The sequence below is a fragment of the Streptomyces sp. ATexAB-D23 genome (assembly GCF_000373645.1).
In the GTDB taxonomy this organism is placed as follows: domain Bacteria; phylum Actinomycetota; class Actinomycetes; order Streptomycetales; family Streptomycetaceae; genus Streptomyces; species Streptomyces castrisilvae.
The window spans coordinates 78270-97430 of sequence record NZ_KB892021.1 but is presented as its reverse complement, the minus strand read 5'-3'; the positions used below and the strand labels follow the sequence as shown (position 1 = coordinate 97430).

The 19161-nt window shown below is 71.8% G+C and carries 23 protein-coding genes; 17 read left to right on the top strand and 6 right to left on the bottom strand.

Annotated elements, in window-relative coordinates:
* The 9 genes from B082_RS0119765 to B082_RS0119725 all read left to right on the top strand — a co-directional run.
* Nucleotides 1–1164, top strand: a 1164-nt coding sequence (locus tag B082_RS0119765) for a 2-oxoacid:acceptor oxidoreductase subunit alpha (protein WP_018553548.1), incomplete at its 5' end; no start/stop codon positions are given.
* Nucleotides 1157–2215, top strand: coding sequence for a 2-oxoacid:ferredoxin oxidoreductase subunit beta (locus B082_RS0119760; RefSeq protein WP_018553547.1), 1059 nt, complete (start codon nt 1157–1159; stop codon nt 2213–2215). The genes B082_RS0119765 and B082_RS0119760, both read left to right, overlap by 8 nt.
* A gap of 154 nt (nt 2216–2369) precedes the next feature.
* The gene (locus B082_RS0119755; RefSeq protein ID WP_018553546.1) at nt 2370–3236 is read left to right on the top strand and encodes an SDR family oxidoreductase; all 867 of its coding nucleotides are present in this window, start codon (nt 2370–2372) and stop codon (nt 3234–3236) included.
* A gap of 126 nt (nt 3237–3362) precedes the next feature.
* Nucleotides 3363–4340 carry an EamA family transporter RarD gene (rarD, locus tag B082_RS0119750; protein WP_018553545.1) on the top strand — a complete coding sequence of 326 codons (978 nt, stop codon included), beginning with the start codon at nt 3363–3365 and terminating at the stop codon, nt 4338–4340.
* A gap of 65 nt (nt 4341–4405) precedes the next feature.
* Nucleotides 4406–5968, top strand: a complete 1563-nt coding sequence (locus B082_RS0119745; protein ID WP_018553544.1) for an FAD-dependent monooxygenase — start codon at nt 4406–4408, stop codon at nt 5966–5968.
* Between the two features lie 160 nt (nt 5969–6128).
* Nucleotides 6129–7571, top strand: coding sequence for a hypothetical protein (locus tag B082_RS0119740; protein ID WP_026249971.1), 1443 nt, complete (start codon nt 6129–6131; stop codon nt 7569–7571).
* Complete coding sequence (locus B082_RS36330; RefSeq protein WP_234018189.1) at nt 7568–8254, top strand: class F sortase; 687 nt, start codon at nt 7568–7570, stop codon at nt 8252–8254. Before B082_RS0119740 ends, B082_RS36330 begins: the two co-directional genes overlap by 4 nt.
* On the top strand, nt 8235–8693 hold the full coding sequence (locus B082_RS0119730) for a VOC family protein (RefSeq protein ID WP_018553542.1): 459 nt from the start codon (nt 8235–8237) through the stop codon (nt 8691–8693). The genes B082_RS36330 and B082_RS0119730 overlap by 20 nt, the downstream gene beginning before the upstream one ends.
* Before the next feature lie 212 nt (nt 8694–8905).
* Nucleotides 8906–9970 (top strand): Clp protease N-terminal domain-containing protein, encoded by a 1065-nt coding sequence (locus tag B082_RS0119725; protein ID WP_018553541.1) that lies wholly within the window; start codon nt 8906–8908, stop codon nt 9968–9970.
* A 285-nt stretch (nt 9971–10255) separates the two neighbouring features.
* Here B082_RS0119725 and B082_RS0119720 read toward each other — a convergent pair whose 3' ends face one another.
* Nucleotides 10256–11041 (bottom strand): hypothetical protein, encoded by a 786-nt coding sequence (locus B082_RS0119720; protein WP_158688885.1) that lies wholly within the window; start codon nt 11039–11041, stop codon nt 10256–10258.
* 100 nt (nt 11042–11141) lie between these two features.
* Between B082_RS0119720 and B082_RS36325 the strand changes: the two genes are divergently transcribed.
* The 3 genes from B082_RS36325 to B082_RS0119705 all read left to right on the top strand — a co-directional run bounded on the left by B082_RS36325 (nt 11142) and on the right by B082_RS0119705 (nt 13318).
* Nucleotides 11142–11693 carry a hypothetical protein gene (locus B082_RS36325; RefSeq protein WP_018553539.1) on the top strand — a complete coding sequence of 184 codons (552 nt, stop codon included), beginning with the start codon at nt 11142–11144 and terminating at the stop codon, nt 11691–11693.
* A gap of 180 nt (nt 11694–11873) precedes the next feature.
* Nucleotides 11874–12335 (top strand): hypothetical protein, encoded by a 462-nt coding sequence (locus B082_RS0119710; RefSeq protein ID WP_018553538.1) that lies wholly within the window; start codon nt 11874–11876, stop codon nt 12333–12335.
* 110 nt (nt 12336–12445) lie between these two features.
* On the top strand, nt 12446–13318 hold the full coding sequence (locus tag B082_RS0119705) for an alpha/beta fold hydrolase (RefSeq protein ID WP_026249970.1): 873 nt from the start codon (nt 12446–12448) through the stop codon (nt 13316–13318).
* A gap of 111 nt (nt 13319–13429) precedes the next feature.
* Here B082_RS0119705 and B082_RS0119700 read toward each other — a convergent pair whose 3' ends face one another.
* Both B082_RS0119700 and B082_RS0119695 read right to left on the bottom strand, forming a co-directional pair.
* Nucleotides 13430–14059, bottom strand: coding sequence for an NADPH-dependent F420 reductase (locus B082_RS0119700; RefSeq protein WP_018553536.1), 630 nt, complete (start codon nt 14057–14059; stop codon nt 13430–13432).
* Nucleotides 14060–14091: 32 nt separating this feature from the next.
* The gene (locus tag B082_RS0119695; protein ID WP_018553535.1) at nt 14092–14826 is read right to left on the bottom strand and encodes an SDR family NAD(P)-dependent oxidoreductase; all 735 of its coding nucleotides are present in this window, start codon (nt 14824–14826) and stop codon (nt 14092–14094) included.
* Between the two features lie 144 nt (nt 14827–14970).
* On the opposite strand from B082_RS0119695, the gene B082_RS0119690 reads away from it, so the two are divergent.
* Entirely contained in the window at nt 14971–15561 is a 591-nt protein-coding gene (locus B082_RS0119690; RefSeq protein WP_018553534.1) for a TetR/AcrR family transcriptional regulator, read from the top strand.
* A 385-nt stretch (nt 15562–15946) separates the two neighbouring features.
* Here the strand turns inward: B082_RS0119690 and B082_RS0119685 are convergent, their stop codons facing one another.
* Both B082_RS0119685 and B082_RS0119680 read right to left on the bottom strand, forming a co-directional pair.
* On the bottom strand, nt 15947–16135 hold the full coding sequence (locus B082_RS0119685; protein WP_018553533.1) for a hypothetical protein: 189 nt from the start codon (nt 16133–16135) through the stop codon (nt 15947–15949).
* The gene (locus B082_RS0119680) at nt 16132–16401 is read right to left on the bottom strand and encodes a hypothetical protein (protein WP_026249969.1); all 270 of its coding nucleotides are present in this window, start codon (nt 16399–16401) and stop codon (nt 16132–16134) included. Before B082_RS0119680 ends, B082_RS0119685 begins: the two co-directional genes overlap by 4 nt.
* Nucleotides 16402–16505: 104 nt before the next feature.
* On the opposite strand from B082_RS0119680, the gene B082_RS0119675 reads away from it, so the two are divergent.
* The 3 genes from B082_RS0119675 to B082_RS0119665 are packed head-to-tail and all read left to right on the top strand — an operon-like array spanning nt 16506 to nt 17775.
* Nucleotides 16506–17336 carry a helix-turn-helix domain-containing protein gene (locus tag B082_RS0119675; protein WP_037710509.1) on the top strand — a complete coding sequence of 277 codons (831 nt, stop codon included), beginning with the start codon at nt 16506–16508 and terminating at the stop codon, nt 17334–17336.
* Nucleotides 17333–17542 (top strand): DUF397 domain-containing protein, encoded by a 210-nt coding sequence (locus B082_RS0119670; RefSeq protein WP_018553530.1) that lies wholly within the window; start codon nt 17333–17335, stop codon nt 17540–17542. The genes B082_RS0119675 and B082_RS0119670 overlap by 4 nt, the downstream gene beginning before the upstream one ends.
* A 20-nt stretch (nt 17543–17562) precedes the next feature.
* Nucleotides 17563–17775 carry a DUF397 domain-containing protein gene (locus B082_RS0119665; protein WP_018553529.1) on the top strand — a complete coding sequence of 71 codons (213 nt, stop codon included), beginning with the start codon at nt 17563–17565 and terminating at the stop codon, nt 17773–17775.
* Between the two features lie 89 nt (nt 17776–17864).
* Here the strand turns inward: B082_RS0119665 and B082_RS0119660 are convergent, their stop codons facing one another.
* The gene (locus B082_RS0119660; RefSeq protein ID WP_018553528.1) at nt 17865–18242 is read right to left on the bottom strand and encodes a nuclear transport factor 2 family protein; all 378 of its coding nucleotides are present in this window, start codon (nt 18240–18242) and stop codon (nt 17865–17867) included.
* A gap of 108 nt (nt 18243–18350) precedes the next feature.
* Between B082_RS0119660 and B082_RS0119655 the strand changes: the two genes are divergently transcribed.
* Nucleotides 18351–19157, top strand: coding sequence for an HAD family hydrolase (locus B082_RS0119655; protein ID WP_018553527.1), 807 nt, complete (start codon nt 18351–18353; stop codon nt 19155–19157).
* The last annotated feature ends 4 nt before the right edge of the window (nt 19158–19161 follow it).

Here is a 19161-nt window from a genome sequence, read left to right as displayed (position 1 = left end):
ACCGGCACGTACCGCAACATCTCGGGGAACCTCGCCCTGGCCTACGGGCTGATCGCCGCGGGCCGGCAGGCCGACCTGCCGCTGTACCTCGGCTCGTACCCGATCACCCCGGCCTCCGACATCCTGCACGAGCTGTCCCGGCACAAGAACTTCGGCGTACGCACCTTCCAGGCCGAGGACGAGATCGCGGGCATCGGCGCGGCGCTGGGCGCCGCGTTCGGCGGGTCACTCGCCGTGACGACCACGTCCGGGCCCGGAGTCGCCCTGAAGTCGGAGACCATCGGCCTCGCGGTCTCCCTGGAACTGCCGCTCCTCATCATCGACATCCAGCGCGGCGGCCCCTCCACCGGACTGCCCACCAAAACCGAGCAGGCCGACCTGCTCCAGGCGATGTACGGGCGCAACGGCGAGGCCCCGGTACCGATCGTCGCACCGCGCACCCCGGCGGACTGCTTCGACGCGGCCCTGGACGCCGCGAGGATCGCCCTCACCTACCGCACCCCGGTCTTCCTGCTCTCCGACGGCTACCTCGCCAACGGCTCCGAACCCTGGCGCATCCCGGAACTCGACCAGCTCCCGGACCTGCGCGTCCAGTTCGCAGCCGGCCCCAACCACGAACTGGCCGACGGCACCGAAGTGTTCTGGCCCTACAAACGCGACCCGCAGACACTCGCCCGCCCCTGGGCCGTCCCCGGCACACCCGGTCTCGAACACCGCATCGGCGGCATCGAAAAACAGGACGGCACGGGCAACATCTCCTACGACCCCGCCAACCACGACTTCATGGTCCGCACCCGCCAGGCCAAGATCGACGGCATCCAGATCCCGGACGTGGAGGTCGACGACCCCGCCCAGGCGAAGACCCTCGTACTGGGCTGGGGCTCGACCTACGGCCCCATCACCGCCGCCGTACGCCGGCTGCGCACCGCCGGACGCCCCATCGCCCAGGCCCACCTGCGCCACCTCAACCCCTTCCCACGGAATCTCGGCGAAGTCCTGAAACGTTACGACAAGGTCGTCGTCCCCGAGATGAACCTCGGCCAGCTCGCCACACTCATCCGCGCCAAATACCTGGTGGACGCCCACAGCTACAACCAGGTCAACGGCATGCCGTTCAAGGCCGAGCAGCTCGCCACCGCCCTTGAGGAGGCCATCGATGCCTGAGACCAACGAACTCCTCCAGCTCGTCCCCAAGGCCGAAGCGAAACAGTCCATGAAGGACTTCAAATCCGACCAGGAAGTACGCTGGTGCCCCGGATGCGGAGACTACGCCGTCCTCGCCGCCGTCCAGGGCTTCATGCCCGACCTCGGCCTGGCAAAAGAAAACATCGCCTTCATCTCCGGCATCGGCTGCTCCTCCCGCTTCCCGTACTACATGAACACCTACGGAATGCACTCCATCCACGGCCGCGCCCCCTCCATCGCCACAGGCCTGGCCACCTCACGCCGCGACCTGTCGGTCTGGGTCGTCACCGGAGACGGCGACGCACTCTCCATCGGCGGCAACCACCTCATCCACGCACTGCGCCGCAACGTGAACCTGAAAATCCTGCTGTTCAACAACCGGATCTACGGACTCACCAAAGGCCAGTACTCCCCCACCTCCGAACTCGGCAAAATCACCAAGTCGACCCCGATGGGCTCCCTGGACGCCCCATTCAACCCGGTATCCCTGGCCATCGGCGCAGAAGCATCATTCGTCGCCCGCACCATCGACTCCGACCGCAAACACCTCACCAGCGTGCTGCGCGCCGCCGCCGACCACCCGGGCACAGCACTGGTGGAGATCTACCAGAACTGCAACATCTTCAACGACGGCGCGTTCGAGGTCCTGAAGGACAAGGAGCAGGCCCAGGAAGCGGTGATCCGCCTCGAACACGGACAGCCCATCCTCTTCGGCACCGACGGGACCAAGGGCGTCGTACGGGACCCACTGACCGGCGACCTGAACGTGGTCACGGTCACCGAGGACAACAAATCACAGATCCTCATCCACGACGCCCACGCCCCGAGCCCCACGACGGCGTTCGCCCTGTCCCGGCTCGCCGACACCGACACCCTCCACCACACCCCCATCGGGGTACTGCGCAGCGTGGAACGGCCGGTGTACGACACGAAGATGGCCGAGCAACTGGACACCGCCGTGGAACAGAACGGCAAGGGCGACCTGGCCGCACTACTCGCGGGCAACGACAACTGGACGGTCGTCGGCTGACCGTCTGCCCCTGGCACGCGGGAGCGCGCCGGTTCCGCCCGTGAGGGGCGGGTCCGGCGCGCTTCTTCGTTCCCGCACCCCGTTACGCTTTCTTTTAGTTAGCGCATTCCGTAGGGTGGTGTAAGAGAGAAGCGAACAAAGAGGAGACATCCCCATGAGCATCGTCGTCACCGGAGCCACCGGAGCACTCGGCCGCCTCGTCGTCGAGCACCTGCTGACCACCGAAGCCGTCCCCGCGGGCGACATCGCCGCCGTCGTGCGCGACAAGGAGAAGGCCGCCGGCCTGGCCGCCCGGGGCGTCGAGCTGCGCATCGCCGACTACGACCGGCCCGAGACGCTGACCGGGGCGTTCCGGCCCGGCGACCGGGTGCTCCTCATCTCCGGCAACGCGGTCGGCAGCCGCGTCGCCCAGCACACCGCGGTCATCGAAGCGGCGAAGGCGGCGGGCGTGGCGCAGCTGGCGTACACCGGCATCCTCGGCGGGCCCGACGCGGACTTCGTGCTGGCCGACGAGCACCGGGCGACCGAGCAGCTGATCCTCGACTCGGGCCTGCCGTACACCTTCCTGCGCAACGGCTGGTACACGGAGAACCTCACCGAGAACCTGGCGCCCGTACTCGCGCACGGCGCGGTCGTCGCCAACGCGGGCGAGGGCCGGATCGCCTTCGCCACCCGCGACGACTACGCGGCCGCGGCAGCCGCCGTCCTGACCGGCGAGGGCCACCTGAACCGCGCGTACGAGCTGAGCGGGGACACCGCCTGGTCGTACGCCGAATACGCGGCGCAGGTCGCGAAGGCCACCGGCAAGGAGATCGCCCACAACGACGTCCCGGCCGCCGTGCACCAGGAGATCCTGACCGGCGCCGGGGTGCCGGAGGCCTTCGCGGCGATCCTGGTCGACGTGGACGAGGCGGTCCGGCGCGGGCGGCTGGCCGGCACCAGCGGCGACCTGGCCCGCCTGATCGGCCGCCCGACGACCCCGCTGGCCGACACCCTCGCCGCCGCGGTCGCCGCACTGTAGGCCGCGCCCGCACGAGCGGGGCCCGGTGTCATGACCGTCTGACGATACGGGTATGACACCGGGTCCCGTCGGCGTTACCTTCATCTGGTCGACGGTCGTACGACAGACATCCGCCAGGAGGGGCCCGTGAAGGGGACGAATGACCAACGGGCCGGGCTCCTGTCCGGGTTCGCCGCGTACGGCATGTGGGGAGTCGTCCCGCTGTACTGGCCGCTGCTGAAGCCGACCGGCGCGGTCGAGATCCTGGCCCACCGCATGGTGTGGTCGCTGGGCGTGGTGGCGGTCCTGCTGCTCGTGCTGCGCCGCTGGTCCTGGATCGGCCCGCTGCTGCGGCAGCCGCGCAAGCTGGGGCTGCTCACCGTCGCGGCCCTGGTGATCACCATCAACTGGGGCCTGTACATCTGGGCCGTGAACAGCGGCCACGTGGTCGAGGCGTCGCTCGGCTACTTCATCAATCCGCTGGTCACCATCGCCATGGGCGTCCTGCTCCTGGGCGAACGGCTGCGCCCCGCGCAATGGGCCGCGGTCGGCACCGGTGTCGCGTCGGTCCTCGTGCTGGCGATCGGCTACGGCAAGCCGCCGTGGATCTCGCTGGGCCTGGCGTTCTCGTTCGCGACGTACGGCCTGGTCAAGAAGAAGGTCGCCATGGGCGGCCTCGAATCGCTCACCGTCGAGACCGCCGTGCTCTTCCTGCCCGCGCTCGGCTATCTGCTGTGGCTGGGCGCCCGGGGCACGTCGACCCTCACCTCCGAGGGCGCCGGGCACACGGCGCTGCTCGCGTCGACCGGCGTCGTCACGGCGGTGCCGCTGATCCTGTTCGGGGCCGCCGCGATCCGCGTACCGCTCTCGACGATCGGGCTGCTCCAGTATCTGACCCCGGTCTTCCAGTTCGTCCTGGGGATCGCCTACTTCCACGAGGAGATGCCGCCGGAGCGGTGGGCCGGGTTCGCGCTGGTGTGGGTGGCGCTCATCGTGCTGACGTGGGACGCGCTGCGGACGGCCCGGCGCACCAGGGCGCGGGCGCAGGCGGCGCGGCTGGCCGCGGTGGCGACGGCCGCACCCGCCGGTCCGGACCGGACAGAGACCAGCACGACCGTAACCTAGTTGCTTTTTTTACTCAGTTGCGTTTCTCTTGGGGTTCACGGCACCGACCGACCCCAGGAGCACGCATGCCCGACTCCCCCGCTTCCACGACCTCCGTCCTCGTCGTCGGCTCAGGCCCGACCGGACTGACCCTGGCCATCGATCTCGCCCGCCGGGGCGTCGGCGTACGGATCATCGAGAAGTCCGCGGACTTCCCCCGCAGCTCGCGCGCCAAGGGCCCCAACCCGCGCTCCCTGGAGGTCCTGGAGGACCTCGGGGTCGTCGATGCGGTACTGGCCGCGGGGGCCGCGCCGCTGCCGATGCGCAAGTACCGGGGCGGGGCCGTGATCGCCGACGCCGAGCCGTTCGCAGACCTGCGGCCGACCCCGGACGCGCCCTACGACCGCCCCCTGATGATCGCCCAGTGGCAGCTGGAGGAGGTGCTGCGGGCCCGCCTCGCGGAGTACGGCGTGCGCGTCGAACTCGGCTCCGAGCTGGTGGCGCTGGCCGAGGGCGAGGCGTCCGTGACCGCCACCCTGGCCGGCGGCGCGCGGATCGAGGCGTCGTACGTGGCCGGGTGCGACGGCGGCCACAGCGCGGTGCGCAAGCTCCTCGGCATCCCGTTCGAGGGGAAGACCGACGAGACGCAGCAGATGGTGTGCGGGGACGTCGAGGCCGAGGGGCTCGACCGGGGGTTCTGGCACCAGTGGTTCGACGAGGACGGCGCCGTGATGCTCTGCCCGATCCCCGGTACCCGGTCGGGCTGGTGGTTCCAGGCCGGCCCCGAGACCGACGCCTCGGGCGCCCCCGTGCCCCCGTCGCTCGACAGCTTCCGCCGCCTCTTCGCCAAGCACACCGGCCTGCCGGGCGACCGGCTCTCGCGGGCGGCCCTGCTCTCCACGTACCGGGTCAACGAACGGCTGGCCGCGCGCTACCGGGCGGGCCGGGTCCTCCTCGCCGGGGACGCGGCGCACGTCCACTCGATCGCGGGCGGCCTCGGCATGAACACCGGCATCCAGGACGCGTACAACCTGGGCTGGAAGCTCGCCCGGGTCGCCTCCGGGCTCGCGGACCCCGCCCTGCTCGACACCTACGAGGAGGAGCGGCTGCCCGTCGCCGCCGAGGTCCTGGACATCAGCGCGGAACGGCTGCGGGCCACGCTCGAAGCGATCAAGAAGCCGGGCGGCGGGCTCGACTCGGCGGTCGGCCCCGGCACCAACGGCCTGGGCGGCGGCTACCGCTGGAGCTCGCTCGCCGTGTCCCCGCTCGCCACGCCCCGCCTCCGGGCGGGCGACCGCGCCCCCGACGCGCCCTGCCGCGAAGCGGCCACCGGCGCCCCGCTCCGCCTCTTCGAGGTCTTCGCCGGACCGCACTTCACCCTGCTCGGCTTCGGTGCGGGCACGGCTCGGGCGCTCGCCGACGCGACCGAGGCCCACGGCGAGCACCTGCGGGCGTACGGGGTGGACGCGGGCTGCCCGGGTGGCCTGGCCGACCACGAGGGGCACGCGCACTCGGCGTACGGCGTCGGACCGGACGACGAGCTGCTGATCCTGGTCCGCCCCGACAACCATGTGGCCCTGATCGCCCCGGGCGACGACAGCCGGGCGATCACGGCCTATCTGAACGGTGCCGTGGCACAACGGGGCTGAACCGTGCCGTGGCACAACGGGGCTGAACCGTGCCGTGGCACAACAGGGCTGAACGGTGCCATGGCGCAACGGGTCTGACCGCTGCGGCATTGGAGCGAGCGAGCGCGTGTCACGGGGAGCAATGCGGCCATAACGCGCTGCTTATATTTTCCTCACACTTATGATTCGATCTCTGCGCGCGTCCGGCTCGTCCCGCACGCTTCTGCGCACCGCGACCGCCACCGCCGCTCTGTCCACCCTGTCCGTCCTCGCCTGCGGAATCGCCCCCTCCGCGAGCGCGGACGACACCGTACAGACGGTCGGCCCGTCGGGCCTCGGCCCGGCGGGCCCCTGGTTCCGGCTCCAGGAAACCACTCCCGACCGGGACCCGGGCATCCAGGAGGTCTCCCCCAAGCCGGACCCGGTCCACCTGAACGGCAGCCTGCACCTGTCCATCGGCGCCGGCGAACAGGCCCAGGCCGCGCACTACTTCAACGCGACGTGGACCCCCGTGCCGATGCAGCCGCTGCTGGACGCGGGCATCTCCTACTGGGCGTACACCGCGACCGAAGGCTCCTCGAACACCAGCATCGGCGCGAACCTCCAACTCCCCGCCTCCTGCGGCGGCTTCACCACCCTGTCGTTCGAGCCGGGCAGCAACCCGGACGTGAACGGCCAGTCGCTGCAACCGGACACCTGGCAGAAGTACCGCTTCACCGGGGACTCGGTGGTCCGCACCTCGCGGGCGGTCGCCGGCATCCCGGCGGGCGGCGACGCCCCGCTGTCGCACTTCGTCGCCCAGTGCGAGGGGGCGTACGGCGTGATCGCCAACATCGGCCGCCTCGGCGACACGAACGGCACGCTCAACACGTACGTCGACAACATCACGGCCCAGGGCACGGTCTGGGACTTCGCCGTGGACGGGCGGGCCTCGGCCGCGCTGACCCTCCCCGAGGAGATCGAGGCGGGCGACGGACCCCGCCCCGCCGACGTCTCCTACACCGACCCGGCGGACGGCCCGCAGTACCCGGGCATCGGTACGCGCCTCACCCTCAAGGGCCCGGACGGCCTGCGGGCGGACCAGCTGACCGTCACCTCCGAGGGCGCCGAGGTCCCCCTGGCCCAGGAGCCGGACGGCACACTCACCGGCCGGCTGCCGACCAGCCTCCGCGCGGGCGGCACGCTGGAGCCGGGCGGTTCGGCCGGGGCGGCGTTCACCCTGGCGGCGGCCGAGGGCGCCCCCACGGGCCGGCTCGACGTGACGACCGAGCTGACCGTGGAGATCGCGGGCGTGGAAGGCCCGCTGCGCACCGGCGTCCTGGCGACGGGCCACACCACGATCACCGCGGACGTGGAGCCGAGCCCCTCGCCCACCCACACCCACCACCCCAGGCCGACCCCGAAGCCGTCGCACCCCGGTGGCGGTGGCGGCCACTGGGACGGCGGTCACGGCAACGGCCCCGTCCCGGACGGCCCGGTCGACGCGGGTGACGGCTCCACCGCACTGTCCGGCACGAGCCCGTCCGGTCCGGGCCTCCTGGCAGCCGCCGGAGCGGCCGGACTGCTGGCCGTGGCGGGCGCGGCGCTCGGCGGCCTGCGCGCGGCCCGGCGCCGACGGGTTTGAGCACCCGCGCCCGGCGGGAAGGGCCGTCGCCCCGGCGGCCCTTCCCGCGCCTGATCGCGGTGGCCGGTCTCGTTCCGGCCATCGCGGCGGCCCTCGCCATGTTTCTGGGCTCCCCGGTCCGGGAAGCGGCGCCGGCACCCGGCCCGCTGCCCGGCCCCTCGTCCGCGACGGCCCCGCTCGCCCCGTCCCGCCCCGTACGCGTCGAGATCCCCGCACTCGACGTCAGCGCGCCCCTGGTCGACCTGACCCTGGACGCCTCGGGCAGGCTCGGCGTACCCGACCCGAACGCCCGCAACCTCGCCGGCTGGTACCGGGACGGGGTGACGCCGGGCTCCCCGGGCAACGCGATCGTGGTCGCCCACGTCGACACACCCGCCGGCCCCGCGGCCTTCGCCGGACTCGACACGCTGCGGCCGGGCGCGCGGGTGGAAGTGCGGCGCGCGGACGGGAGGGTGGCGGTGTTCCGCCTGTACGCGGTCGAGGAGTTCGAGAAGAGCGACTTCCCGAGCGACCGCGTCTACGGCCCGACCAAGGGCGCCGAACTCCGCCTGCTCACCTGCGGCGGCGCCTACGACCCGGACGCGGGCGGCTACCAGGCCAATGTGGTCGCCTTCGCCCGCCTGTCCTCGGTCCAGGCCCCGGAACCTACCATTCCGGGACAGAATGCCGATCATGACTCTTGAGTGGAAAGTCGTCGTCGACGCCGCCGACCCGCACGCGCAGGCCGGCTTCTGGTCCGAGGCCCTCGGCTACGAGATCGAGGACAACAGCCCCCTGATCGAACGCCTCCTGAGCGCCGGCGCCGTGCCGGAAGCGCTCACCACGACCGCCCACGACCGCCGCGCCTGGCTCGACCTGGCGGCCGTACGCCACCCCGACGACCCGTACGACGAGGAGAGCGGCACCGGCCACGGCCGCCGGCTCCTCTTCCAGCGCGTCCCGGAACCCAAAACGGTGAAGAACCGCCTCCACCTCGACCTCCACGCGGGCCCGGCCCGCCGCGAGGCCGAGGTGGCCCGGCTGGAGGCCCTGGGCGCGAGGGCCGAGCGCGAGGTGGACGAGCCGGGCGGCAGGTGGACGGTGCTCACGGACCCGGAAGGGAACGAGTTCTGCGTGCATTGACGACGCCCTGAAGGCGTTCGCGGAGGCCGCCGCGGACCGCGTCGGACGCCAGGACGCCTGCTGACGAGCCTCACTGACGGCTGGTCATTCCGGCTCGGTCCGCGCCGGGGGCATCCCAAAGGCGGAGGACGGAGATCCTTCGGGGGGCTGACGAAGCGCCGCCGTCCGGCGGGAAGAGTGGTGCGCAGGACCACCGAGAAGAGGAACACCGCATGGAAGCGACCACGTCGCCGGACTGGGCCGTCACGGGAATCCTGGGGGCCGCGCGCGGTGCCCGGACGGACACCGACGGGCCCATAGGCAGCCAGCACCTGCTGGCCGGGATCGCCACGGCCAGAGGCGCCGCCCGGAAGGCACTGGCGGCCGAGGGGCTGACCAAGGTCGCGCTGCTGTCGGCGCTCCGGGCCCGGCCGGACCACGACACCGCGTGGAGCACGGACGACGGCGCGGCCCAGGCCGTCACCGAGAGGGACGTCCTGGGCGAGGAGGGCGAGCCGCACAGGCTCTACACCGGCGCGGCGGCCCGAGCCCTGACCGCCGCACGGGAGGAGGCCGGACGGGAGGGCGCCGGAAAGTTCGGCGCCGGCCACCTGCTGCGCGGGCTGCTGCGGGAGGACAACCGCGCGGTGGAGATGCTGGGTGCGTGCGAGGTCTCACCGCAAGCCGTGCTGGCCCGCCTCGACGCGGACACCGCAACAGCCGAGAGCGCGGGGACCGCGCGGGACGGCCTGGACGACGGCCTCGATCCGCTCCTGCACCCGACCCGCGACATCCTGCTCGGACACAGCACCTACCGTCGCCGGACACCCCTGTGGATGCGGTTGCTCTTCAAGCTCAGCGGAGTCAACTGGGCGGCGCGACCGGCCTGGTGGGTGCGCATGGAGACCTACGAGCAGGCGCACCGCCTCGGCGGCACCGCGGTGGGCACCGAACACGTGCTGCTCGCGGTGCTCGCCACGCACGAGGTCGCGCTCCGGTACCCGCACCTGGCGCGGGAGAACGCCCCGGACACCGGTTCCCGGTACGCGGGCGGCGAGCGACTGGCCGGCCTGGGCATCGACTACGCCTCGGTCCACAGGGCCCTGACCGCCGATGACCGGCTCCACCTGACGGCCGACCCCCGCCCCGTCGAGCAGTACACCGACGAGACGAGCACCCCGGACCGGACGAAGGAGCAGGCCACCGCCGATCCGGGCACGGGCCCGCTGGTGGAGGCGCTCCTCGGCGAGGGGACACGCGCCCGGCAACTGGTCGACGCGCTGGCCGTCCCGCGCTGAAGCGTCTTGGCCCGCAGGGTTCACGGTCGGGCTCGTCGGGCGCGGGCCGCGAGGCGGTCGGCGAGGGCAGGGTCCGCGCGTCCGCGACGCGTTCGAGCCAGAAGGTCCGCTCCTCGCCGATCCGGGCGTCCCCGCCCGTTACGTACCACCGGCCCGGATGGGCGCCGATCCCGTACGCGTGCGGGACGCGTACGCAGTGCCTCCCGCTCGGGACTGCGCGGACACGGCCCGGGGTCCGCGCACGCGGGGAAGCCGGGCCGCCTGCCCGCGCGGGGACGGTCCCGCCTACTGGCGGGCCCCGCAGGCGGGGAAGCCGAGCCGCCCGAGCTCCGGCTCGGGCCAGTCCGCCCCCGCGTACAAGTCGGCCTCGTCGTCGCTCACGGAGATCCCGTCACCACGCTGACGGCCGACATGGCGGGCAGCCATGCCGTCCCCTTCCGACTGGGAGACCTGAAGCTCGGCGCGGCCGTCGTGGTCGGTGTCGGTGGTCCACACCCCGTACACGAACGCCGACCGCCCTATGCGGATGGGGCCGGTCCGGTCGCTGCTCAGGTCACGGGCGAGGGGCCCGTAGCGCACCTCGTGCACCAGCATGCTGTCCCGCGGGCTGTCGCCCTCGTCGCGCTGGCTGTAGAAGAGCGCCAGATCGAGGTACCCGTCACCGTCGAAGTCGCCGAAGGTCCCCCGCGTCGCCATGTCCTCCTTCGGTGCGCCCCGCAGTTTCGGCCAGAACCCGCGGGCGTCGTCAACGTGGACAGTGGTGAGGTCACCGCCCCTCCGGAAGACCACCGAGCCGGCGCCCTCGCGGTTCAGGCCGCGAATCTCGTCCGGGCGCCCGTCCGCGTCCACGTCCGCGCGCAGCGCGGTGCTGCCGATGGCGCATATGGGCATGGGCGCGTGGCCGCCCGGTTGGAGCCCCACGCCCAGAAGGGGCCACACCCCTCCGACGATCACGGCGAGTCCGGCCCCGGCAGCCGTGGCCGACCGCCGCCTGCGGTCGCGCTGCCGCTGTCGCAGCAGCGACAACTCCTCGGCGAGTGTGCGTTTCTTCGGAACAGCGGACGGAGACATGGCCGAACCCTAGTGGCCGACGCCGGAGGCCCTTCGGGGGCGACCGCCCCCCCACCGATGAGGCATCAGGGGGTTGCGGTCGCCCCCGGACCGGTCGCGGGTGGCTCCGCCTCCGCTGCGACACCCCCACCGGGTCCTCAGCGTCACCTCCTCGGCGGCCCTGCCCAGCGACGTCTCCGGTCCGGGGGGCCTGCGCTACCTGCGTTTCGGCCTGCTCGCCAAGCTCGCCCGGACCAAGTTCCCCGAGGGACGCGAGGGCGACATCGAGGCCGCCCTCACCGTCTGGCGCGGCGTCGCCCCCTCCGGCTACCCCTTCGACGAGGCCGCCGCCCGCGCCTGGGTCGAGGCCGACGTGGACAGCGGACCGCGCGACAACAAGGCGCAGAGCCGCCAGATCGGAGCCCAGTGGCACGGCCCCAGGCTCAAGGAGCTACGCAGCCCCGCCCTGGTCCTGCACAGTGAGCAGGGCCCGATCCTGCGCGTCGGCGCGGGCCACGCCATCGCCGGCGCCCGCCTGGTGACCTACCCGGGCGTCGGCCGCGATCTCCCCGCCGCCCTGTGGACCGACATCGCCCACCAGGTCGGCGACCTGGCGGCCTGTCACTCGCGGCCGGGCAGTGCGGGCGTGTCCGGAGGGCCACCGGGCGAGTAACAGCCCGGCGCACTCCGGGGCCGGGGCACGGCGGCCGGCCTGCCGGATCGTTGGGGCGCCGGCCCCGCCCCCGACAGGACGCCACCCCTCGTGACCCGCCCCTCCCGAGGCCGCCGCCGGCCGGCCGCGCGTGGCCCGCTTCGTGGATGGGCATACATCCTCAGCGACGAGGAGGTGCCCGTGAGCGGGAGTACGAGCGAGCGTGAGCAGACCATCGAGGTCATCGGCCTCAGGATGAGGGAGTACGAGTCCCTGCGGTCCGAGGTCGTCCAGCGGATCGGGGCCCGGCAGCAGTTGGCCGGGTACGCGGGCGCGGCCACCGCCATCGCGGCCACGCTCGGCAGTGGCCTCGGCCTCTGGCGGGTCCTGGTCGTCGGGCTCGTCCTCCTCATCGCGTACCTGTATCTGCGGGACAGCAACGACGGCATCCAGCGGCTGGGCTCGCATCTGCGGCTCATCGAGGACGACGTCAACGATCTGTCGCGCCAGGTCTACGGGCGGCCCATCCTCACCTGGGAGTCCAGCCGGCAGACCGAACGCAACAGCGAGAAGGGGTTCTGGAAGGCCCTCGGGCGCTTCGGCGGCTGGCATCGCGCCGAGCCGGTCCGGGTGCCGGAGCCGAGGACGGAACCCGAAGGGTAGAACGCCCTTCGAACGCACTTCGAACTCCGCCTCGAACCGGCCGGATTGTGCTCCTGACGGCGTTCGAACAGCGCCGGGACCGCCTCATGGCCGTGCCTATCATTCTGTCCATGAGCCAGTTGCTGAGCCTGGAAGCCCCGGACCACGCGCGCCCGGTGCGGCTGCGGACCGGGCGGGGCGTCTTCGCCGCGCTGGACGTCCCGCCCGCCGGGCCGTCGTCCCCGGTGCGGGGCACCGCGCTGCTCGTCCCCGGCTTCATGGGCAGCAAGGAGGACTTCCTCCCCATGCTGCCCGCGCTCAGCGCCGGCGGCGTACGCGTCGTGGCCGTCGACTGCCGGGGCCAGTACGAGACGGGCGACGCCTCGCCCGCCCCCTCGTACGCCCGTGACGACCTCGCCGCCGATCTTGTCGCCGTCACCCGCGCGCTGGACGCGGGCCCCGTCCATCTCCTGGGTCACTCGTACGGCGGCAGCCTCGTCCGCGCGGCCGTCATCGCGACCGGCGGAGACCCGGGCCTCTGGGCGTCGGCGACGCTCATGAACTTCGGGCCCGCCTGCGTCTCCCCCTGGCAGCAGGAACGGCTCAACCTCCTCCTGTCCGTCATCGGCTCGATGCCCCTGGCCGAGATGTGGCCCTTCGTCCGCACCAAGGACGCGACGACTCCCCCGGACGTCGAGCGCTTCCTCGAACTGCGGTGGCTGGCCAACAGCCCGAGCCAACTCGCCGCCCTCGCCCGCCACATGCTGGACGAGACGGACACCACCGAAGCGCTGGCCGGGACGGGCGTCCCCCTCTCGGTGGTCTCCGGTACCCCCGACGAGACCTGGGCCCCCGACGCCGTCGAGCGCATGGCCCACCGGCTGGGCGCCGCGTTCGTCCGGATCGAGGGCGGCGGCCACTCCCCCAACGTCCACCGCCCCGCCGAGGCCGCCTCCGCGCTCCTCGGCTTCTGGCTCACCCGGCAAGGGGCGGCTGTCGCCTGACCGATCGCCGGGCATCGTGGCGGTCGGGTTCCTGACCGATGAACAGGCGGCCCGGGTCGGTGGTGAGACCCACGGGGGGCCCGTAGCCGGGCAGACCTTCGAGCGCTTCGCTCAGGCGGAAAGTTCTGCGACGCCGAGGGCGAAGTCCAAACCTCCCACCCCGTGGTTGGCGAGGCCCACCGTGATCAGGCCCGCTCCTTCCAGCCAGTGCGCCATTTTCAGGCTGCCGACGTCCAGCGGGCGCATCCCCAGGCTTTCGACGAACGCCTCCACACGTGCCTTGGCCCGGGCGTTGTCGCCGGCGATGAAGATGTCGGGCCGACCCTTCTCCAGGACATGGCGGAAGACGGTGTTGAACGCCTTCACCACGTGGGCGCCGGCCGGGGCCGCCTTGGCGGCCTCCTGCGCGATCGAGGTCTCCTCGCCGTGGGCCAGCCCGTCGAACGTGGGGTTGAAGGGATTGCTGATGTCAATGATGACCTTGCCCGCGAGAGCGTCTCCGTAGTGGGCGACGGCCGGCACGACACCGTCGTGCAACAGGGCCACGATGACGATGTCCCCGGCCGGGGTGGCGCCCCATTCCCCCTGCGAGGCGCCGCCGCCGAGAGCCTTGGCCAGCTCGGCGGCCTTGGACTGGTCGCGGCCCATGATCTCGACGGTGTTGCCGCCCGCTATCGCCCGCGCGCCGATGGTGCGGGCCATGTTCCCGGTGCCGATGACGCTGATGCTGATGCTGCTCATGAGATGTCCTGTCCTGGTTGTGGTTGTTCGGTTCAGAGGGCGGTGGTGCCGCCGTCTGCGACGAGTTCCATGCCGTTGACGTAGCTGGAGTCGTCGGAGGCGAGGAAGAGGGCGGCGGTGGCGATTTCATCGGGGCGGCCCATCTGGCCGCGGGGGATGAGGGATTCGAACTGGCGCTTGGTGGCCTCGTCGAAGAGTTCCGCCTGCTTGGCGGTGGCGACCTGGCCAGGGGTCAGGACGTTGACGCGGATGCGGCGGTCCTTGAGCTCGTTGAGCCAGACGCGTGCCCATGCCTGCTGGACGGCCTTGCTGCCGGCGTAGACGCTCCAGCCGGGGAAGGCGCCGAGGGAGGCGTTGGAACCGGTCATGAGGATGGAGCCGCCGTCGTTGAGGAGCGGCAGGGCCTTTTGGACGGTGAACAGGGTGCCGCGGGCGTTGAGCCCGAACCAGGTGTCGAACTGGGCCTCGGTGATCTCGCCGAGCGGGGCGGGCTCACCTCCGCCGGCACTGGCCCACAGCACGTCGAGGCTCCCCTTCTCCCGCTTGACGGTGTCGTACAGCCGGTCCAGGTCGTCCAGGTCGGCGGCGTCGCCCTGGACGCCGGTGACGTTGCGGCCGATCTGCTTCACGGCCTCGTCCAGGGCGTCCTGGCGACGGCCGGTGATGAAGACGTGTGCTCCCTCGTCGACGAACAGCTTCGCGCCTGCCAGCGCCATGCCAGAGGTGCCGCCGGTGATGACCGCGACCTTGCCGTCGAGCTTTCCCATGATCATTCCCTTGGGTCGGTGGTGCCGTGTGCGTCTGGGACGACGGCGTTAAGTACACCGTCTCGTGTACTTAACGTACGGGGAACGCGGCGCGGACGCAAACTATGTACACCGGTCGTTACCCACCTGCGGTACGCTGGGCCCATGACGGAGTTGGAGAAAGGCCCCACGGGTCGCCGCCGCGGCCGGGGCGCCCGCGAGCGCATCCTCGGCGCGTCCCAGCGGCTGTTCCGCGAGCAGGGCATCAACCGCACCGGCATGGAGCAGCTGTGCGCGGCGGCCGAGGTGTCCAAGCGCACGGCCTACCAGCACTTCTCCAGCAAGGACGAACTCGTCGCCGAGTACCTGCGCCGGTTCGACCCCGCAGTCCTGTCCCACGTGCTCGACCGCACCGACCTCACACCCCGCGAACGGCTCCTCGCCGCCTTCGAGATCCCCCCCACCACGCCCCTGTGCCCCTACATCGCCGCTGCCGTCGAACTCCACGACCCCCAGCACCCCGCGTCCCAGTACGCACGCGACTACAAGAAGGCCCTCGCGGCGCGACTCGCCGACACCGCCCGCGAAGCCGGCGCCGCCGACCCCGAACAGCTCGGCGAGCAGCTCGCGCTGCTCCTCGACGGCGCCGCGGCCCGTACCCGGGTCCTCAACGCCGACGCCTTCCCCACCGCCGCCACCATCGCCGCCGTCCTCATCGACAACGCCATCGCCGCCACAGACAGCGATGAGCACTGACGGCGACGGAAGGACGCGTCGAGTCGACGTGACACCTCGTGTCCGGGCCGGGCGCGAGGGCACAGGGCGGACGGTGGAGTCGGGTTACTCCCCGCCGGACGATGTGCGTGACCTCGCCCCACGCGCGTTGACACATCCCGGAGCGGAATTCTGAAGCCCCGCGTCCGCGCTCCGGACAGAGACGGAGGGCGCCGGGCCCGCGGGCGGGGGCGGCCGGCGCGACGGGGTGGAGCGGTCGCCGCATTTCATCCGGAGCAGGGCCGCGAACGGCTGGTGGGGCGCTGAGCGGGTCGGCGCGTGAGCGCCCACGTGAGCCGGGGAAACCGGGCCCGTAGCCGCACCTCCGCCGCTCCTGCGGCGAGTACGATCCGCAACCGCCACGGCGTCACGGCTGCGGCTCCGCGTGCTGTGCGCGCTCCGCGTGCTCCGCGGCGATGTGGCGTCGGCGCAGCACCCGGCAGTCCGTTTCCCGGCTGCCGTCCCGTTCACTCCGGGCGACGGCCTCTTCGAGGTCGAACTCCTGACACGTACGGCATTCGGTTGCCCGCGCGTCTTCCCGCCCCTGGCCGCTCATGCCACCTCACCCCGGCTCCGGGCGTTCTCCCGCGCGGTCCTGGCCCCGAGCCGCTCGGCGGGCGTCGCCGCCCGCGTGTACTCGGGCAGCACCTCCCACTCGGCCCCGCCCTTCGCGGGCCGGAGCATCCAGTAGGGGCCGGCGACCCCTCGGAACTCCCCGACGCGGACGCGGTCCCGCCGACTGACGTCCGCGACGAGTGCGCCGCGGGCGGGGGGTTGCGGTTGCGGGGTGCCCGATCCAGCCGGTTCGACTTTTGCACACACGGATCGCTCCTCTCCGTAGTCATTCCACTACCAAGGGGATTCAGCGTGGCCTAGAGTCGGCATGTCATCAACTTACGGAAACTGGCAGACAAGTTGGGTGGCCGATGGTGAACCGGAAGGAACTCGATCCCGAGCAGTCGCCCCGCGCGGCCTTCGGGGCACTACTTCGCAGGTTGCGGGAGGAGCACGGTTGGACGCAGGACGAACTCGGCAACCGAATGGGATGTTCGGGCGCGCATATTTCCGCTGTAGAAACTGGTCGACGGGCATCAACTCAGCGTTTTGCGGCAAGTGCTGACAGAGCGCTGGGGACCGGCGATCAGCTCAAGCGGGCAAGCCGCTCCGCGCAACACCGGTCGCTGCTCGAAGGATTCCCGGAGTACGTCGACCACGAGGCACGAGCGGTGGAGATCCGGCTCTACGAGGTGGGCGTCATACCTGGCTTGCTACAGACCCACGAGTACGCGTCCGCCCTCGGCGAGAGCACTGTGAAGCGCGGCGTCACATCTCGTGAGCACGCAGACGAACGGATCGCCCTGATCGCCCAGCGGCAGGCCACGCTTGCGCGAACACCGCCTCCGATGATCTTCGTGGTGCTGGACGAGAGTTGCCTCCTCCGCCCCATTGGAGGCAGCACCCTCATGGATGCACAGCTCACGCGTCTGATGGAGTTCTCGGAGCTACCCAACACCGTGCTCCAGGTTGCCCCGTTCAACATCGGGGTTCGCCGTCCGATGACGTTGCCAGTAACGGTGCTGACGATGCCGGACCGATCGCTCATCTCCTATGCGGAGTCCGCGAATCGAGGTCATCTTGAACGGGAAAGTAGCTCGGTCCTGCCCATCCTGGCGGACTACCATCAACTCCAGGCCGAATCGCTGCCCCGAGCAGCCTCCGTGGCCATGATCAGTAAGTTACGAAAGGGCAGCCCGTGACGACCGAATCCCCCCGTTGGTACACCTCCTCGTACAGCGAGAACGGCGGCCAGTGCGTCCAGGTCGCCACCAACCTCGCCGCCACCACCGGCACCGTCCCCGTCCGCGACACCAAGAACCCCACCGGCCCCACCCTCGGCCTCCACGCCGACGCGTTCGCCACCTTCGTGGACGGCGTCAAGCACGGCGGGTTCGACACCGTCTGATCTCCGTCGAAGGGAAACCCGTGACGACGACCGAATCCCCCCGCTGGCACACCTCCTCGTACAGCAACAACGGCGGCGCGTGCGTCCAGGTCGCCACCAACCTCGCCGCTACCACCGGCACCGTCCCCGTCCGCGACACCAAGAACCCCACCGGCCCCACCCTCGGCCTCCACGCCGACGCTTTCACCACCTTCGTGAACGGCGTCAAGCGCGGCAGGTTCGACACCGTCTGACCGGCGACGGAAGCGGGCCCTGTGCCCGCCGACCTGCCGCGCAGGCCGGCGGGCACCCGTGAGGGCGGCGAACCGCGAGGTTGAACGCCTCAAACGCGCTCGCCGTACGGCGCGCGCCACTCGGGCGACGGGTCCGCGCCCAGCTCCGTCCAGTATTCGCGGCCGTTGGTGATCAGGCCGTTGTGAACGGTCCAGAAGGATGCCACCCGGTGGACGCCCATCGTGTCGTGCGGAACCTCCACCTCGCTGACCACCTCGTCTCCCGACGCCATGACGCGCAGGACCTTGATCGACCAGCCCTCCGGGTACTCCGCGTTGACGCGCACGTAGTTGTCGCGGCCGAGGATGCGTTCGCCGCTGACCGGCCACTCCACCACCACGTCCTCCGCGAGGAGGCGGCCGAGGCCCGGCCAGTCGCGGTCCTGCATGCGGTCCCAGAGCAGTTGGACGGTCTCGGAGGGTTCCATGGCCGTATCCTGCACCGCGCCACTGACAGGGCCTCGTCCCTTACCGGACCTCCCCGCCCCGCCACAACTCCGGCGGGGCTCCGGCAGCCACCGCCTACGCTGGTTTCCATGCCCATCCCACCCGCATATGCGCTCGTCGCCACCGATCTGGACGGCACCCTGCTGCGCGGCGACGACACCGTCGGCCCCCGCACCCGCGCCGCGCTCGGTCTCGTCCGGGACGCCGGGGCCCGGCATCTGGTGGTCACCGGGCGGCCGGTGCCCGGGGTACGGGAGCTGCTGGCGGGGCTCGGGTATCAGGGGCTCGCCGTCTGCGGGCAGGGGACTCAGGTGTACGACGCCGGGGCCGGGCGTACCGTCCGGGCGGTCACGCTCGACGCGGAGGCGGCCGACGCGGCGCTCGGGAAGATCGAGGCGCAGGTGGGGCAGGTCTTCGCCGCCGTCGATCAGGACGGGGCCCATGGGCGGACCCTGATCGAGCCCGGGTACCGGATGCCGCACGCCACGCTGCCCGCCCAGCGCACCCGGCACCGGGACGAGCTGTGGGCCGAGCCGGTCATCAAGGTGCTCATCCGGCACCCGGAGCTGAGTGACGAGGCGCTGGCCGCCGAGGCTCGGGCGGTCGTCGGGGACCTGGCCACCGTGACGCACTCCGGGCCCGGGACCGTCGAGCTCCAGCCGTACGGGGTCGACAAGGGCGCCGGGATCGCGCTGGCCGCCGAGGAGCTGGGGGTGGACCCGCGCGCGTCGATCGCCTTCGGTGACATGCCCAACGACCTGCCGATGTTCCGCAGCTGCGGCTACGGCGTCGCGATGGGCAACGCCCACCCCACGCTGCGCGCGGCGGCCGACGAGGTGACCCTGTCCAACGAGGACGACGGGATAGCGGTCGTCCTGGAGCGGGTCTTCGGCTGACCAC

Coding starts and splice junctions, on each gene's coding strand:
- B082_RS0119660 (WP_018553528.1), bottom strand. CDS start 18,242: ATGGAACCCTCCGAGACCGTCCAACTGCTCTGGGACCGCATGCAGGAC.
- B082_RS0119725 (WP_018553541.1), top strand. CDS start 8,906: ATGGAAGCGACCACGTCGCCGGACTGGGCCGTCACGGGAATCCTGGGG.
- B082_RS0119675 (WP_037710509.1), top strand. CDS start 16,506: ATGGTGAACCGGAAGGAACTCGATCCCGAGCAGTCGCCCCGCGCGGCC.
- B082_RS0119705 (WP_026249970.1), top strand. CDS start 12,446: ATGAGCCAGTTGCTGAGCCTGGAAGCCCCGGACCACGCGCGCCCGGTG.
- B082_RS0119760 (WP_018553547.1), top strand. CDS start 1,157: ATGCCTGAGACCAACGAACTCCTCCAGCTCGTCCCCAAGGCCGAAGCG.
- B082_RS0119655 (WP_018553527.1), top strand. CDS start 18,351: ATGCCCATCCCACCCGCATATGCGCTCGTCGCCACCGATCTGGACGGC.
- B082_RS0119755 (WP_018553546.1), top strand. CDS start 2,370: ATGAGCATCGTCGTCACCGGAGCCACCGGAGCACTCGGCCGCCTCGTC.
- B082_RS0119740 (WP_026249971.1), top strand. CDS start 6,129: ATGATTCGATCTCTGCGCGCGTCCGGCTCGTCCCGCACGCTTCTGCGC.
- B082_RS0119685 (WP_018553533.1), bottom strand. CDS start 16,135: ATGAGCGGCCAGGGGCGGGAAGACGCGCGGGCAACCGAATGCCGTACG.
- B082_RS0119730 (WP_018553542.1), top strand. CDS start 8,235: ATGCCGATCATGACTCTTGAGTGGAAAGTCGTCGTCGACGCCGCCGAC.
- B082_RS0119695 (WP_018553535.1), bottom strand. CDS start 14,826: ATGGGAAAGCTCGACGGCAAGGTCGCGGTCATCACCGGCGGCACCTCT.
- B082_RS0119745 (WP_018553544.1), top strand. CDS start 4,406: ATGCCCGACTCCCCCGCTTCCACGACCTCCGTCCTCGTCGTCGGCTCA.
- B082_RS0119700 (WP_018553536.1), bottom strand. CDS start 14,059: ATGAGCAGCATCAGCATCAGCGTCATCGGCACCGGGAACATGGCCCGC.
- B082_RS0119720 (WP_158688885.1), bottom strand. CDS start 11,041: ATGTCTCCGTCCGCTGTTCCGAAGAAACGCACACTCGCCGAGGAGTTG.
- B082_RS0119690 (WP_018553534.1), top strand. CDS start 14,971: ATGACGGAGTTGGAGAAAGGCCCCACGGGTCGCCGCCGCGGCCGGGGC.